Genomic DNA, 14,742 nt, shown 5'->3' with positions numbered 1-14,742 from the left:
AAATAGGAGGAACTTATGGAAAAATCAGAAGTATATTTTTGTGATTTATATTCAAATGCAGAAAATAAAAATTTGTTAAATAGTGTTAGAAAGCTATTTGAAAAGGCTGGGTTTAATAGTTTTATAGATAAAAATGATTTAGTGTCAATTAAACTGCATTTCGGGGAAAAGGGTAATACAACTTACATGAATCCCCTTGCTGTTAGACAGGTTGTAGATAAGGTTAAAGAATGTGGTGCAAAGCCGTTTTTAACAGACACAAATACACTTTATACTGGAAGCCGAACAAATTCTATAGATCATATAACAACAGCTATACAAAATGGATTTGCGTATCCAGTTGTTGATGCTCCTATAATCATCGCGGATGGAATTTTTAGTAGAAACTATGAAAATGTAAAGATAGGTCAAAAACACTTCGATGAAGTGAAGATCGGTGGAGAAATATATAATTCTTCATCCATGATAGTTATGAGTCACTTTAAAGGTCATGGTATGGCTGGTTTTGGTGGAGTTCTAAAGAACTTAGCAATGGGTTGTGCAAGTGCAGCTGGTAAGCAAATGCAACATTCTGATGTGACACCTTCAGTAAAAGATGCCAAATGTGTAGGATGTGGAAAGTGTGTTGCGAGTTGCCCTAGAGAAGCCATAAAAGTAATAGATAAAAAGGCTAATATTGATCATGATCTTTGTTATGGATGTGGAGAATGTCCAACAGTCTGTCCAACAAGGGCTATAAACGTTCAATGGGAAAGCGACGAAAGCGTTTTCATTGAAAAAATGGCGGAATTTGCTTATGGTGCTGTTTCAAATAAAGAAGGAAAGGTTGGCTATATTTCCTTTATTATGAATGTAACTCCGCTATGTGACTGTGTTGCTTGGTCAGGTAGACCTATAGCAAATGATATAGGGATAGTTGCCTCAACAGACCCAATCGCTATTGAACAAGCATGTTATGATTTAGTAGTAAAAGAAATGGGACATGATGTATTTAAACATGCTCATCCGGATATAAATGCTACAAGGATAATTGATTACGCTTACGAGATGGGTATGGGAAATAAAGAATACGAGTTAATAAAAATTTAAAAAGTTTTAAAATACTATATACTTTTTAATTTAAATGCATATAAAGATTATGAGGGTGTTATCAAATAAAAATATATGTGAGGTATCTATAATGAAAATATATAGTGAAAGTATTAAAAGTAAAAAAGCAAATGTAAACAACATACCTAATGTCTTTGCATTTACTTTTCTTAGAAATTTTTTAACTACTAAAGAATATGAAGAAACAAGGAAAGAGTATTTTATAAACAACTTAAATAAAAATCAGGTGAATAAGTGTATGAATAATATAAAATGGCTCTTTAAAAATTATAGTGGCCTAGAGGTTATTACCATAGAAAAAAGTGATGGAACAAAATCTAAATTCATATTGTAAAAAAAGAAAAATCTTATGTATATCTCACCTTTTGCAGTGCTTTTTTAGCGCTGTATTAAGGTGAATTTTATTTTACTTAGAAAATTTAAAGAATTGGAAATAATTTTACAAAATAAAAAATCAAAACTATTGTATTCAAAATACTATTATGATAATATTTTAGGTAACCGTTTACTTATACCGGTTACCCAAAATTTGGAGGTGTGACATTGGGGGTTACAATAAAGGAAATAGGTAAGTTAGCTGGTGTTTCTAAGACAACAGTATCAAAGGTAATTAACAACAAAGATGAGAGTATCAGCCAAGAAACAAGAGAGAGAATTCTTAAAATTATAAAGGAACACAATTATGTTCCAAATAAATTGGCTCAGAGTTTAGTAACAAAGAAAACTAATACTATTGGACTTTTGATTCCAGATATACGAAATCCATTTTTTACAGATATCTCTCGAGGAGTAGAAGATAAAGCACATGAATCCGGATACAATGTAATTCTTTGTAATACAGATGAAGATGCTGAAAGAGAACAAGCAGGGATAACTACTTTACTTGAGAGAAAAATCGATGGAATAATATTTGCGGCTTCTTCAAACACGAATTTGGACGAAGTCAGTTATACCAATATAAAAATACCTACAGTTCTAATTGATAAAAATATCAATATAAATCTAGAAAATTTAAAGGGAAAAGTAAGAGTAAACAACCTTGATGGTGCATATAAGGCAACAAAATATCTTTTAGACAATGGACACAGAAAAATATTGTATTTGAGTGGTCCAAACCAAAACGAAATTGCATCAGATAGATTGGGAGGATATAAAAAAGCATTAGAAGAGTACAGTATCGAATGGTATCCTGAAAGTGCAGTTATAGGCCAGTTCACAATCGAGTGGGGATTTGATTTTATCCGAAGTATAGAAAAATTAGATTTTACAGCAATTTTCTGCTCAAACGACCTTATTGCAATTGGAGTTATGAAAGGCCTTCAAAGTAGAGCGCTTAATGTTCCACAGGATGTTAGCATCATTGGATTTGATGATATATATATGTCTAGTATGATAAGTCCATCGCTTACTACAATAAGACAGCCTTCGTACGATATTGGATATAAAGCTGGAGAAATCCTCATAAAAAATCTAGAAAATACGAACAATAATACGGATTCTATAGAAGACATGGTTTTTGAACCAGAGTTAGTAGTTAGAGAATCAACTAGAAAATTGTAGATAGACATATAGAGACTACATGAAGGAGTAAAAGAATGGGAAATATAATAGTTGTAGGAAGTGCAAATTTAGACATGGTTTGCGCAGTTGATAAGAGACCTAAAAGTGGAGAGACTGTTTTAGGAAATGATTTCTTTACCTCACCTGGAGGAAAAGGAGCAAACCAGGCAGTTGCAGCATCAAAATTGGGCGGAAATGTCAGCATTGTAGCTTGTTTGGGATACGACGCTTTTGGTGATCAAATGCTTGAAAACTTTGAAAACAACAATGTAAGTACAAATTTGATAACTAAAAAAGAAGGAGTATCATCAGGAGTTGCATCTATTGTGCTTTCAGATAACGACAATAGCATAATCGTAGTTCAAGGTGCAAATGAGAAATTGGATATAGATATAGTTAAGCAGTTTGAAGACGAACTATTGAAGGCAGATATAGTACTACTACAACTAGAGGTACCGCTTAAAACTGTTGAATATGTTGTAAACTTCTGCTATGAAAACAAAATAAAGGTGTTGCTTAATCCAGCGCCAGCAGTAGAACTTTCATGTGAAATTATAGATAGAGTATCTTATTTGACACCAAATGAGCATGAGTACAAAATTGTATTTAATACTCAAGAAGAAATACCAAGTATTTTAGCAAAATACCCAAATAAATTAATAATAACAGAGGGTAGTAATGGAGTTAGATTCCATGATGGAGAGCAGGTTAGACATATACCTAGTATAAAGGTAGATGTTAAGGATACAACTGGTGCAGGAGATACATTTAACGGTGCATTATCTGCAGGCATAACAGAATGTAAGTCGCTTTTCGATTCTGTTGAATATGCAGTTGTTGCTTCGGGTATATCTGTTACAAAGCTTGGAGCTCAACCTGGAATGCCAACGCAAGATGAAGTGCTTAAGTATCTACAAAACAAATAAAAAATTAGTTTTATTGGTTTTAAGTTAAAACATTTGTAATAAATCTGCTTGCTTCTAGAGATAAACTTTTTAGGTATAAAAAAAGTCTAAGACATAAATAGTACGCAGTTTACGAATTATATCTAAATAGAGGCTAAGTGGTTTTGGGACAAGTTTTATTTAATTTATTTTAACTAAATGGAGGTTAATTATGAAAAAAGTATTATCATTAGGGGTAGTAACTGCACTAGCTTTAGGTGCTCTTACAGGTTGCTCTATGGAAAGCTCTTCAGGATCGGATAAGAAAGATTCTAAAGACAAAAAAGACCTTACTATTGGGGTATCTACAATAACAATGCAACACCAATTCTACATTGATATTGATGAGGGTATCAAAGAAGAAGCTGAAAAACTTGGTGTAAAAGTTATAGTAAATGATCCAGACCAAGACGTTGCTAAGCAAACGTCTGCAATAGAAGATTTCTTACAACAAGGTGTTGACGGAATGATAGTTATGGGAACTGATAACTCTGCAATAGTTCCAGCAGTAGAAAATGCACAAGAAAAAGTGCCAGTAGCAACAGTTGATGCTAAACTTACAACAGACAATGTACTTACTTACATCGGTACAGAGAGTAAAGCAGCAGGTAAGCAATTAGGTGAATACACAAAAGAACATATAGATAAAGATTTAGGCGGCAAAGCTCAAATAGCTATAGTAACTGAGTTAAAATCTCATATACAAAGAGAGAGAGTTGAAGGATTTAAAGAAGCTTTCAAAGATTCAGCAGATATAAAGATATTAAACAGCTTACCAGGATATGACAGAGAAGAATCTCTAAACACAGTAGAAAACTTACTACAATCAAATCCAGATGTAGATATAGTATACGCTACAGCTGAAAACAGTGTTCTTGGCGCAAAAGCAGCTCTTGAGTCTTCTAAAAACACTAAAGCTAAAATAGTAGGATTTGACTTAACAGAAGAAGCTGCATCAGGAATAACTGATGGAACAGTACTTGCTATGATACAGCAACAACCTAAAGAAATGGGTCGTATGGCTGTAGAAGCAGTTGTTAAATCTATTAAAGGCGAAAAAGTAGATAAAAACTTACCAGTACCAGTAGTTCTATACGATAAAGCAAACGTAAAAGATTTTAAATAGGAAGTGCATCAAGAGGATGTCTCAAAATTGTCTGGTTTATGTAAATGACATTTGATTATAATCTTTAGCTTTTAAAGAGATCATCAATCATTCAATTTTGGGACAACCTTTATATAAGGAGTGAAGTAATGAGCAATACAATTTTAAAATTAACTAATATTGCCAAAGAATTTCCTGGAGTTAGAGCATTAGACGATATAAACTTTAATCTTGAAAAAGGTGAAGTCCATGCCTTACTAGGTGAAAATGGTGCGGGTAAATCTACACTTATAAAGATTCTTACTGGAGCACATGCTAAAACATCAGGTAAATTTGTTTTCCAAGACAAAGAGATTGAACATATATCACCAACTATATCGAAAGAAATAGGTATAAATGCAATATACCAAGAATTAACAGTATTTGACGAGCTTACCGTAGCTCAGAATATATTTATGGGAAAAGAAATAAACGGAAAAATTTTAACTAATGATAAGAAAATGAATGATGAAGCAAAAAAAATCTTTGACAATATGGGAATCGACATAAATCCAAAAAGTTTAGTAAGCAGTTTGAGCATTGCACAGAAACAAATGGTTGAGATAGCGAGAGTGCTGTCTTTAGATACTAAGATATTGATAATGGATGAGCCGACATCATCTATAAGTAAGAAAGAAACAGAGATATTATTTAGATTAATAAAAGATTTGAGAAAAGATGGCGTGAGTATAATTTATATATCACACAGAATGGAAGAGTTATTCGAGATATGTGACAGAATAACAATCATGAGGGATGGAAAAACCATTACTACACTTATAACAGAAGAGGTTGCATCTGAAGAAGAGTTAGTAAATTTAATGATAGATAAAAAGTTAGACCAATTTTTCCCTAAAAGACAGGTTGAGATTACTGATGAAATATTGAGAGTTGAAAACTTAACTAGAGATGGAGTTTTCAGCGATGTAAGTTTCAATCTCAGAAAAGGTGAAATATTTGGTATTGGTGGTCTAGTTGGCAGTAAGAGAAGTGAAATTGTAGAATCAATATTTGGACTAACTTCATTCGATTCAGGTAAGATGTTCTTAAGTGGAAAAGAAGTCAAATTTAAGGACCCTTCAGTAGCGATTAAAAATGGTATAGGTTTGATAACAGAAGATAGAAAGAAAACCGGTCTGTTTTTACAGATGACTGTAAAAGAAAATATAACAATGCCTGGTTTAGGAAAGATCTCTAAATTTGGGTCAGTTATTGACAATGCTAAAGAAAAAGAAATAGTAGATGGATATATAAAATCACTAAATGTAAAAACTCCTAATATGAATCAGATTATACAAAGTTTAAGTGGTGGTAACCAACAAAAAGGTATAATTGCAAGATGGTTATTATTGAGTCCAGACATACTTATAATGGATGAACCGACAAGAGGTATAGATGTAAATGCAAAATCAGAGATATACAATTTGATGGGTGACTTGGTAGAAAATGGAGTTAGTATAATAATGATTTCATCTGAGATTCCAGAACTCATCTCTATGAGTGACAGAATAATGGTTATGAGAGAAGGTAAAGTAGGCGGATTTTTAGAAGGTGAAGAAAAAGTAGAAAACAACGTTTTAAAATTAGCTTTTGGAGGTAAGATTGATGAGTTCAATAACTAAAAAAGAGGAAAATACGCCACCGACATTTAAGAGTAAAGTACTTCCTTTTTTAAGAGAGCAAGGTAGTGCAGCAGCAGGGCTTATAATACTATTTATAATTATGAGTGTAGCTTCATCTAACTTCTTGACAATGGATAACTTAGTAAATGTTATGAGACAAATTTCTATAAATGCGATACTAGCAGTTGGTATGACATTTGTAATTATAACAGCAGGTATAGACCTGAGTGTTGGTGCTGTTATAGCTTTAACTGGTACTTTATGGGCTGCAACTGTAGTAAATTACAATATGCCTATATGGGTTGGTATAATATTAGCTTTATGTATAGGTGGTATATTAGGTGTAGTTAAAGGTTTAATTATTTCTACACAAAAACTACCACCATTTATCGTTACGCTTGCAATGCTTACTATTATCAGTGGTCTTAGTTTCGTGTTTACAGGTGGTAGACCAATATCTGTAAATACAGACGCATTTAAAATGATAGGTAGAGGATACATAGGTCCAATTCCTATACCAGTAATAATAATGATTGTAGTAGTTATAGCAGGTCATTATTTACTTAAAAAGACTTCATTTGGTAGACACGTACTTGCTGTAGGTGGAAACCCAGAAGCAGCGAGACTTTGCGGTGTAAAAGTAACAAGTGTAATAGTGAAAGTTTACGCTTTAGCTGGCGTACTTACTGCTCTTGCAGGTATTATACTTTCTTCTCGTCTAGCTTCTGGATCTCCAACAGTTGGTGATGGCGCTGAGCTTGATGCTATAGCAGCTGTTGTACTTGGAGGAACTAACATGATGGGTGGTTCTGGTTCGATACTTGGGACATGTATAGGTGTCGGTATAATAGGTATACTTGGAAATGGTCTAAACTTATTAGGTGTTTCTTCATACAATCAAATGATTATAAAAGGTTTAGTTATGTTATTTGCTATATGGATCAATAACCTAAAATTAAAAAAAGCAAACTCTAACTAAATTTAAAAAAGTTGTAATTTAGTTAGGATTATATAGCCTAATATTTGGAGGTTATTATGAAAAAAATTTTAATAGATACTATAAACAAAAACAAACAAGAGTATATTGAGGATCTGAAAGGTCTAATTGGAATCAAGACAGAAAATATTGGTCACGGTGTACTCGGTGGATATGAAAAAGAAGGACAAGTTTATTTAGAAAAGCTTGCAAAAGAAGTTGGATTTGAAGCTCAACGTCAAGATATGAGCGAAGAGACAATTTTGAAATCAAGAGAAATAAACAAAGAAGGAAATATTGGTCATAATTATAAAGACCATGATAGATACAACCTTATTTGTGAGTATAGTGAAAAAAACCCAGGTAAAACAATTGTTTTTAATGGACATATAGATACTATGCCAGCAGGAGATCTAAGTAAATGGACATACGATCCATATACAGGTACTGAGGTTGATGGGAAAATCTACGGCCTTGGTGCCGCTGATATGAAATCAGGTCTTATAGCACCATTTATGGCAGTTAAACTTATAAAAGATAGTGGACTAGAGCTTCCAGGAACTGTTAAAGTCATGTCTGTATGTGACGAAGAAGGTGGAGGCAATGGTACTGTAAACGCTGTAATGAATGGTATTGAAGGAGATTATTGTGTTGTATGCGAGTGTTCAGAAAAGAACATGATAGTCGCTCATATGGGATTTGTTGGATTTGATGTAGATGTCAAGGGTGTTGCCCTTCACGCCGGTAGCAAATGGAAAGGTGTTAATGCAATAGAAAAAGCTATGTTGCTTATACAGGATCTTAAAGAACTTGAGCACAACTGGCTTATGAAATATAAGCATCCACTGCTTCCTGCTCCTACAATAAATCTAGGAGTTATACAAGGCGGAGATGCAGCTTCAACTGTAGCGGGTAAATGCACTTTTAAAGCTATGGCGCATTTCTTACCTACAGTTATGAGCTATGATCAAGTTGTAGAAGATATATTTAACACTATTAAGACTAGAGCTGAAGGGGATAGTTGGCTAAGAGAGAATATGCCAGAGATAACAATATCTCAATCAGGATTTGGTTTTGAAATTGATACAAAGTCTGAGTTTGTAACTAAGACTAAGGTAATACTTGAAGATACGCTTGATAGAGAAGTTAAAATCATTTCATCTACAGCGGGTAATGATGCTAGAATAATGCAAAATATGGCAGAAATTCCTACTATTATATTAGGACCAGCCTCAATTAATCAGTGTCACTCTGTAGATGAATATGTGGAGATAGAAAGCTATTTAGAGAGCATACTTATGTATGCAAGCATGATCTTAAACTTATCAAAATAGGAGGAAACAAAAGAATGAAAAAAGTTTTAATTGTTGGAGAATCTTGGGTTAAGAATATAACTCATATAAAGGGATTTGATACATTTGTAACTTCTCACTACGAAGTAGCAGTAAAATGGATCAAAGAAGGTATAGAGTCAGGTGGATATGAAGTTACTCATATGCCAGCTCATGAAGCTGTAGATGGATTCCCATACCAAATGGAAGGATTAAAAGAGTATGACTGTATAATACTTTCAGATATAGGTTCTAACTCATTCTTACTATCAAACAGCACTTTCGTAGATTGTAATTCAAATCCTGACAGATTAGCATTATTAAGCGATTACGTAAGAGATGGTGGAGCTCTAATAATGGTAGGTGGATACATGTCATTTACTGGTATAGATGCAAAAACTCGTTACGGGGAAACTGCTCTTGCAGAAGTTCTTCCTGTAACAATGATAGATAAAGACGACAGAGTAGAAAGACCAGCGGGAATAACTCCTGTAATAGTAAACTCAAACCACGATGTTTTAAAAGGTATACCGACAGAGTGGCCAAAATTCTTAGGATATAATAAGACTATAGCTAAAGAAGGTTGCGAAGTTTTAGCTACAATAGGTGGAGATCCATTTGTTGCAGTTGGAGAATTCGGTAAAGGTAAATCAGCTATATTCAGTTCTGACTGTGCTCCTCACTGGGGACCAAAAGAATTCACTGATTGGGAATACTACAACACACTATGGGTTAATATGGTAAACTGGTTAACTAAATAATTATATGAACTTTAAAACCTCTTGAATAGTCTCGTTTTGACTTTACAAGAGGTTTTTGTAATATAAAGAATGATTAATATATATTACGAGGAGATGACAACTATGAGCAATCTTGATCCAAACAAGCAAATGACAGTAGACTACATTGACAGTATTGAAAATGAACTAAGAGATATTTCAGACCAAATTTGGTCAAATCCAGAGCTTCAATACAAGGAATACTTTGCATCAAATCTACACAAGGAGTACTTAAAAAGCAAGGGTTTCAAAATTGAAGAAGTGGATGGCATGGATACTGCATTTATAGCTATTTACGGAAGTGGAGAGCCGGTTATGGGTATACTTGGCGAATACGATTCTTTATCTGGGTTATCTCAAAAAGTCTCAACGGTTAAAGAACCTGTCACAGAAGGAGCACCGGGACATGGATGCGGACATAACTTACTTGGAACAGGAGCGCTAGGGGCCTCTGTAACCGTTAAAAAGATGATTGAGGATGGAAAGGTAAGTGGAACAGTAAAGTACTTTGGAACTCCGGCAGAAGAGGATTTATCAGGTAAAATATACATGATAGATAAAGGCTGTTTTGATGGAATAGACTGTGCATTTAGTTGGCATCCATTTGATATAAATACACCTATAAGAATTCCTACACTTGCGAACTATTCAATTAAATTTAGATTTAGGGGAATAAGCGCACATGCCGCACAGGCTCCTCAAAATGGTAGAAGTGCTCTTGATGCAGTTGAACTTATGAATGTGGGATGTAATTATCTAAGAGAGCATATATTTGACAGCTGTAGATTACATTACTCAATTACAGATGGTGGGGGAGCGCCTAATATAGTTCCGGCCTTTGCAGAAGTTTGGTACTACGTTCGAGGAGTTAAGATGGAGCATGTACAAAGTGTATTTGAAAGGGTTGTAGATGTTGCTAAAGGGGCAGCGATTATGACTAGTACGCAGATGGAGTACGAGGTAATAAGCGGTGTTTATGACTATATTCCAAACAGTGCTTTAACTGATGTGCTTTCAGAAAATATGAAGGCGATTGGTACACAAAAATACAATGATAAAGACATCGAATTTGCAAAAGCATTGACTAAAGAGATATCTAAATCTGACAGAGGCATGGTTGCAAACGTACTAAGTGGAAATTTAAATATAATTGATAAATACCTACACACCGAAGTTACTGATGATACTGTAGTTCAAAATAACTGTATACCGTTATCTCTAGATATAGGAGATATAAGTTATATGGTTCCAACTGCACAGTGTTCATGCTCAGTTTGGCCTATAGGAGTTTCAGCTCATACTTGGCAGTCGTGTTCAAGTGCCGGATCTGATATGGGATTTAAAGCTATGTTATTAGCATCTAAATCTATAGCATGTACGGTAGTAGATGTAATGAATGACAAAGAATTAGTTAAAAAGGCTAAAGCAGAGTTAGTAGAAACAAAAGGCGATTTTATATACAAACCTATACTGTAGCGTCTTAAATTAATATTATTGCAACTAAAAGTAGCAACATGCAACTATAAATTGGTTTTAATTTTTCGCTTCTAATCTATAATTAATCCATGGGGGTGAAAGAATGACATTATCAAAGAAAATTAAATTTTTAAGAGTAGAAAATAATATGTCACAAGAAAAATTAGCGGAAATATTGAATGTATCAAGGCAATCTATTTCAAAATATGAAAATGGGAGTTCAGTCCCTGATCATGAAAAGTTAACTAAGATTGTAAAAGTTTTCGATGTAACTTATGATTATCTGCTTGATGATGAAGTCGATATAATAGATAGTGGTATAAAGTCAGTTGATGAAAAATTAAATGTTAAATATAGAGCTATTTCCGAAGAAAATTTAAATAGAAATATTAAAGGTGGAAAAGTCTATACTAGCAATATATACAATAGCAGCAATGACCGTAATAATAACAATAATACCGATAAAATATCTATTATTGATTGTACAGGAAAAATTTTATCATCATACTATAAATTTAATGTATCTCGAGTTTTTAAACCTAAAAAAAATCAACCTTACGCAATGCTTTTAGGTATTGATAGGCACACTTTCTGGGGAGAGAACACTGTCATGTTAGGATGGTACGCATCTGAAGAGGATATAAAAAATGAAATTGAAGAAATTTACAAAGCAATAGCTAATAAAGAAAAAAATTATCGCCTGAAATATAACGTGAAAATCAAAAAACGCGGATTAATTGATATTGAAATAGACGATTGTAAATGAAGAGAGAATATAAATAAATAAACGATGAAAAGGATAGCATAGATTTATTATTACTATGTTGTTCTTTTATTTTAATCAAATTCTAATCTAAATGTAACACTTTGTTGTTAGAAATATTCAGAAAAAAATGTTATACTATAAGATATTAATTTCTACGTAAATAGAATTTAGAAGGGAATAAATATGTTTGGTTATGTAAAAATAAACAAGATGGACTTAACATTTAGAGAGTACGACCATTACAAGTCATACTACTGTGGTCTATGTAAATGCCTTAAGAGAAATCACGGAGAGATATCTAGACTTTCATTAAATTTTGATATAACTTTTTTGATCGTTTTATTGTCATCAATATATAGACCTAAGTCAGTTGTGACTGAAGAGACATGTATTTCATCTCCTATTAAAAAGAATAAAGTTCTTATAAATGAAGTTACAGAATACGCAGCAATTATGAATATATTACTCACTTACTATAAATTGGAAGACAATGTTCGTGATGAGGGAGGTATTAAAAATAAATTAGCATATAATATATACAAAGGTAAAATAAAAAATGCTTATGAAAAATATCCCGATAAAGCTGAATATATAAAAGATCAACTTCAGGAGCTAGATAGGCTTGAAAAAGATGGTAATATAAATATAGATGAAGTATCAAATACTTTTGGAAATCTGATGAGTGAGATATTTGCATATAGAGAAGACGAGTACGAGGAAAGGCTCAGAACAGTAGGGTTTAACATAGGAAAGTACATCTATATACTAGATGCTTTTGAAGATCTGAATGAGGATATAAAAAAAGGAAGCTATAACCCATTTAAAGAATATGTCGATAGAAGAGATGAGTTAAGAGAAAGAGTAGATAAAATAATAAGTTTTTCACTTGGATTAATGGGAGATGCAGTTGATAGTCTAGATTTAAAAGTCAATAGGAATATACTTGAGAATATAATATACTCTGGGGTTTACCTTAGATATAGGAAAATACTAAACAAAGAAAATAGTGAAATAAATCAACAGAATAATTAAAATAAAAACATCGAAAATAGTATTTAGTTAAACTGAAACTACTAATATTGTGTATAATTTCCTGGGAAATTATGTAGTTTTTAGGCAAACTAAGAAGTACTTTGAAAGGGGAGAACAAAAAATGTATAACAATGGCGGTTTTATTGAAGTTAGAAGAATGATAGACAATAGGGAATTTAGAAAGGCTTACAATTTCTTAAAGTCGATATCTGACAAGTGTGCTGAGTGGTACTATTTATCTGGAATATCTGCAATGAATATAGGTTTCTATGAAGAAGGAGAAGACTATATTAAAAGAGCTAGATTTATGGATCCAAATAATGGAGAGTACAATAGAGCTTTTGACAACTATACTCAATATAGAAATAATTACAATGATAGAGCTGATAATTACAATAGAAGACGCCAAAGCGATCTAGGTGGATGTTGTTGTTGTTGCGGTGATGACTGCTGTGATACATGTTGTAAATTATGGTGTTTAGATTCATGTTGTGAATGTTGCGGAGGAGATCTTATAACTTGTTGTTAGGTGATGAATATGAATAAGAAAATAGCTTATGGTGGAATGTTGTTGGCAGTAAATGTAATACTGCTGTTTTTGATAAATATAATTCCTAATAATACAATGTTTTTGATGGGTCTAGCATCTCTTCTTGTAGCAGTTGTAGTAATGGAGTGGGGTTTAAAAACAGGAATTGCATTCTATATGGGGTCAGCATTACTTGGATTTTTAGTTATGTCAAATAAAGTACACTGGGTAGTATATATTTGTACTTTTGCGATTTATGGTATAGTAAAATACTTGATTGAAAAAGACAGGCCAATATACTTAGAGTATGTTCTGAAGTTGGTATTTGCAAATATAGCTATTTTTACACTTTATTTTATGCTTAGAGCTATAGTCTACATTCGAATGAATATATTCATTATTTTAGCGTTTCAAGTGGTATTTTTGGTTTATGATTATGCTTATACATTATTTATCAATTACTACAATCAAAAACTTAGAAAAATGATTTTTAGAGGTTAAGTGAGTTAAATCTAGTAGATGTGATAGTTCGATATCAGCAGAGAAGCTATACCTACAAAAATATTTGGATAAAGAGGTTAAAGACAAATATATAAAGGAACTATATAGTTAACAAAAAATTGTAAAACAATAATATATTTAGAATTTAAAGCTTCTCAATTAATGTATAAGTATTAATTGAGAAGCTTAAATCTTTGCAATAATATATTAGATATCGACAATTTCAACACTTGGGACTAGAGAATATACAAGGTCTTTTCTCTCAACTATAATCTTAGTTTTGTTTTTCATATTTCCGTTGAGAGTTATCATTTTTAAAAGTTCTTTTGTAGGATTTATAGCGATTGGTTTTCCGACACGTCTCAACATGTTGAAATCACCATTTGTATCCCCGTAAGCGTATGAATTTTCAAGATTGATATCGTATTTTTTAGTAAAATTATTTATAGAAGTATTTTTGCTCTCAGAATCCCACATAGGAACTAAATTACCAGTAAAAACATCATTTTCAAAAATATATTCACTTCCACAAAAATCAGTAGCGTTGTATTTCTTAGCCATCTTCTCAACTAAAAAATTTGGGCTACCTGAAATGAAAATTACAATATGCCCTTGTGCTAAATGCGAGTCAATTCTAGATCTAGTATATTTATAAACTCTATCGGCTTTTAACTTTATAACTTGATCGCTTGTAAAATTAATGCATGTAGTATCCAGCCCTATAATTGATCTAACATATAGCTCACTTACCTCGAGTAAGTAGTCATCGTAGTTTCCCTGTCTTTTATCCCAGTCCATAAAAGTATCTCGCACATTGCTGTACCAGTCTTTTTGATCGATTATATCGTATTTAATTAGTTTTTTAAAATGTTCTATCATTAGTGAATCTCTATACAAAGTTCCATCTATATCGAAAAAGGCCGCCGTTTTTCCCAAAAAATCACCCCTAAATTAATCATTTTATATTATTAT

15 protein-coding genes are annotated in these 14,742 nt (G+C 32.6%); 14 read left to right on the top strand and 1 reads right to left on the bottom strand.

Features of this window, described 5'->3' with window-relative positions:
* The first annotated feature begins 15 nt into the window (after nt 1–15).
* The 14 genes from T473_RS0106905 to T473_RS0106835 all read left to right on the top strand — a co-directional run bounded on the left by T473_RS0106905 (nt 16) and on the right by T473_RS0106835 (nt 13,770).
* Nucleotides 16–1,089, top strand: coding sequence for a DUF362 domain-containing protein (locus tag T473_RS0106905; RefSeq protein ID WP_024621239.1), 1,074 nt, complete (start codon nt 16–18; stop codon nt 1,087–1,089).
* A 91-nt stretch (nt 1,090–1,180) separates the two neighbouring features.
* Nucleotides 1,181–1,444, top strand: coding sequence for a hypothetical protein (locus tag T473_RS0106900; protein WP_024621238.1), 264 nt, complete (start codon nt 1,181–1,183; stop codon nt 1,442–1,444).
* A 209-nt stretch (nt 1,445–1,653) separates the two neighbouring features.
* Complete coding sequence (locus T473_RS0106895) at nt 1,654–2,670, top strand: LacI family DNA-binding transcriptional regulator (protein WP_024621237.1); 1,017 nt, start codon at nt 1,654–1,656, stop codon at nt 2,668–2,670.
* Between the two features lie 35 nt (nt 2,671–2,705).
* A complete protein-coding gene (gene rbsK, locus T473_RS0106890) occupies nt 2,706–3,596 on the top strand; it encodes a ribokinase (RefSeq protein WP_024621236.1) in 891 nt (296 codons plus the stop codon).
* 190 nt (nt 3,597–3,786) lie between these two features.
* The gene (locus tag T473_RS0106885; protein ID WP_024621235.1) at nt 3,787–4,740 is read left to right on the top strand and encodes a substrate-binding domain-containing protein; all 954 of its coding nucleotides are present in this window, start codon (nt 3,787–3,789) and stop codon (nt 4,738–4,740) included.
* Between the two features lie 128 nt (nt 4,741–4,868).
* The gene (locus T473_RS0106880) at nt 4,869–6,380 is read left to right on the top strand and encodes a sugar ABC transporter ATP-binding protein (protein ID WP_024621234.1); all 1,512 of its coding nucleotides are present in this window, start codon (nt 4,869–4,871) and stop codon (nt 6,378–6,380) included.
* The gene (locus T473_RS0106875; RefSeq protein WP_024621233.1) at nt 6,364–7,359 is read left to right on the top strand and encodes an ABC transporter permease; all 996 of its coding nucleotides are present in this window, start codon (nt 6,364–6,366) and stop codon (nt 7,357–7,359) included. The genes T473_RS0106880 and T473_RS0106875 overlap by 17 nt, the downstream gene beginning before the upstream one ends.
* Before the next feature lie 56 nt (nt 7,360–7,415).
* Nucleotides 7,416–8,690: a M20 family metallopeptidase gene (locus T473_RS0106870; protein ID WP_024621232.1), complete on the top strand. Its 1,275-nt coding sequence runs from the start codon at nt 7,416–7,418 to the stop codon at nt 8,688–8,690.
* 14 nt (nt 8,691–8,704) lie between these two features.
* Entirely contained in the window at nt 8,705–9,448 is a 744-nt protein-coding gene (locus T473_RS0106865; protein WP_024621231.1) for a glutamine amidotransferase, read from the top strand.
* Between the two features lie 102 nt (nt 9,449–9,550).
* Nucleotides 9,551–10,942 carry a M20 family metallopeptidase gene (locus T473_RS0106860; RefSeq protein WP_024621230.1) on the top strand — a complete coding sequence of 464 codons (1,392 nt, stop codon included), beginning with the start codon at nt 9,551–9,553 and terminating at the stop codon, nt 10,940–10,942.
* Nucleotides 10,943–11,045: 103 nt separating this feature from the next.
* Entirely contained in the window at nt 11,046–11,708 is a 663-nt protein-coding gene (locus T473_RS17230; RefSeq protein ID WP_024621229.1) for a helix-turn-helix domain-containing protein, read from the top strand.
* A 183-nt stretch (nt 11,709–11,891) separates the two neighbouring features.
* A complete protein-coding gene (locus tag T473_RS0106845) occupies nt 11,892–12,740 on the top strand; it encodes a DUF5685 family protein (protein ID WP_024621228.1) in 849 nt (282 codons plus the stop codon).
* Nucleotides 12,741–12,861: 121 nt separating this feature from the next.
* Nucleotides 12,862–13,269 (top strand): hypothetical protein, encoded by a 408-nt coding sequence (locus T473_RS0106840; protein WP_024621227.1) that lies wholly within the window; start codon nt 12,862–12,864, stop codon nt 13,267–13,269.
* Nucleotides 13,270–13,278: 9 nt separating this feature from the next.
* Nucleotides 13,279–13,770 (top strand): hypothetical protein, encoded by a 492-nt coding sequence (locus tag T473_RS0106835; RefSeq protein ID WP_024621226.1) that lies wholly within the window; start codon nt 13,279–13,281, stop codon nt 13,768–13,770.
* Between the two features lie 207 nt (nt 13,771–13,977).
* Here the strand turns inward: T473_RS0106835 and T473_RS0106830 are convergent, their stop codons facing one another.
* Nucleotides 13,978–14,706, bottom strand: coding sequence for an HAD family hydrolase (locus tag T473_RS0106830; protein WP_024621225.1), 729 nt, complete (start codon nt 14,704–14,706; stop codon nt 13,978–13,980).
* Nucleotides 14,707–14,742: the final 36 nt, after the last annotated feature.

Origin of the sequence: Clostridioides mangenotii TR (assembly GCF_000498755.1) — a bacterium.
GTDB lineage: Bacteria > Bacillota > Clostridia > Peptostreptococcales > Peptostreptococcaceae > Metaclostridioides > Metaclostridioides mangenotii_A.
The sequence above is the reverse complement of the archived record's forward strand: the minus strand, read 5'-3'. Positions and strand labels throughout refer to the sequence as shown.

What these genes read in the sequence shown, in the direction of transcription:
- T473_RS0106905 (WP_024621239.1), top strand. Translation starts at nt 16, where the DNA reads ATGGAAAAATCAGAAGTATATTTTTGTGATTTATATTCAAATGCAGAA.
- T473_RS0106900 (WP_024621238.1), top strand. Translation starts at nt 1,181, where the DNA reads ATGAAAATATATAGTGAAAGTATTAAAAGTAAAAAAGCAAATGTAAAC.
- rbsK (WP_024621236.1), top strand. Translation starts at nt 2,706, where the DNA reads ATGGGAAATATAATAGTTGTAGGAAGTGCAAATTTAGACATGGTTTGC.
- T473_RS0106885 (WP_024621235.1), top strand. Translation starts at nt 3,787, where the DNA reads ATGAAAAAAGTATTATCATTAGGGGTAGTAACTGCACTAGCTTTAGGT.
- T473_RS0106880 (WP_024621234.1), top strand. Translation starts at nt 4,869, where the DNA reads ATGAGCAATACAATTTTAAAATTAACTAATATTGCCAAAGAATTTCCT.
- T473_RS0106875 (WP_024621233.1), top strand. Translation starts at nt 6,364, where the DNA reads ATGAGTTCAATAACTAAAAAAGAGGAAAATACGCCACCGACATTTAAG.
- T473_RS0106870 (WP_024621232.1), top strand. Translation starts at nt 7,416, where the DNA reads ATGAAAAAAATTTTAATAGATACTATAAACAAAAACAAACAAGAGTAT.
- T473_RS0106865 (WP_024621231.1), top strand. Translation starts at nt 8,705, where the DNA reads ATGAAAAAAGTTTTAATTGTTGGAGAATCTTGGGTTAAGAATATAACT.
- T473_RS0106860 (WP_024621230.1), top strand. Translation starts at nt 9,551, where the DNA reads ATGAGCAATCTTGATCCAAACAAGCAAATGACAGTAGACTACATTGAC.
- T473_RS17230 (WP_024621229.1), top strand. Translation starts at nt 11,046, where the DNA reads ATGACATTATCAAAGAAAATTAAATTTTTAAGAGTAGAAAATAATATG.
- T473_RS0106845 (WP_024621228.1), top strand. Translation starts at nt 11,892, where the DNA reads ATGTTTGGTTATGTAAAAATAAACAAGATGGACTTAACATTTAGAGAG.
- T473_RS0106840 (WP_024621227.1), top strand. Translation starts at nt 12,862, where the DNA reads ATGTATAACAATGGCGGTTTTATTGAAGTTAGAAGAATGATAGACAAT.
- T473_RS0106835 (WP_024621226.1), top strand. Translation starts at nt 13,279, where the DNA reads ATGAATAAGAAAATAGCTTATGGTGGAATGTTGTTGGCAGTAAATGTA.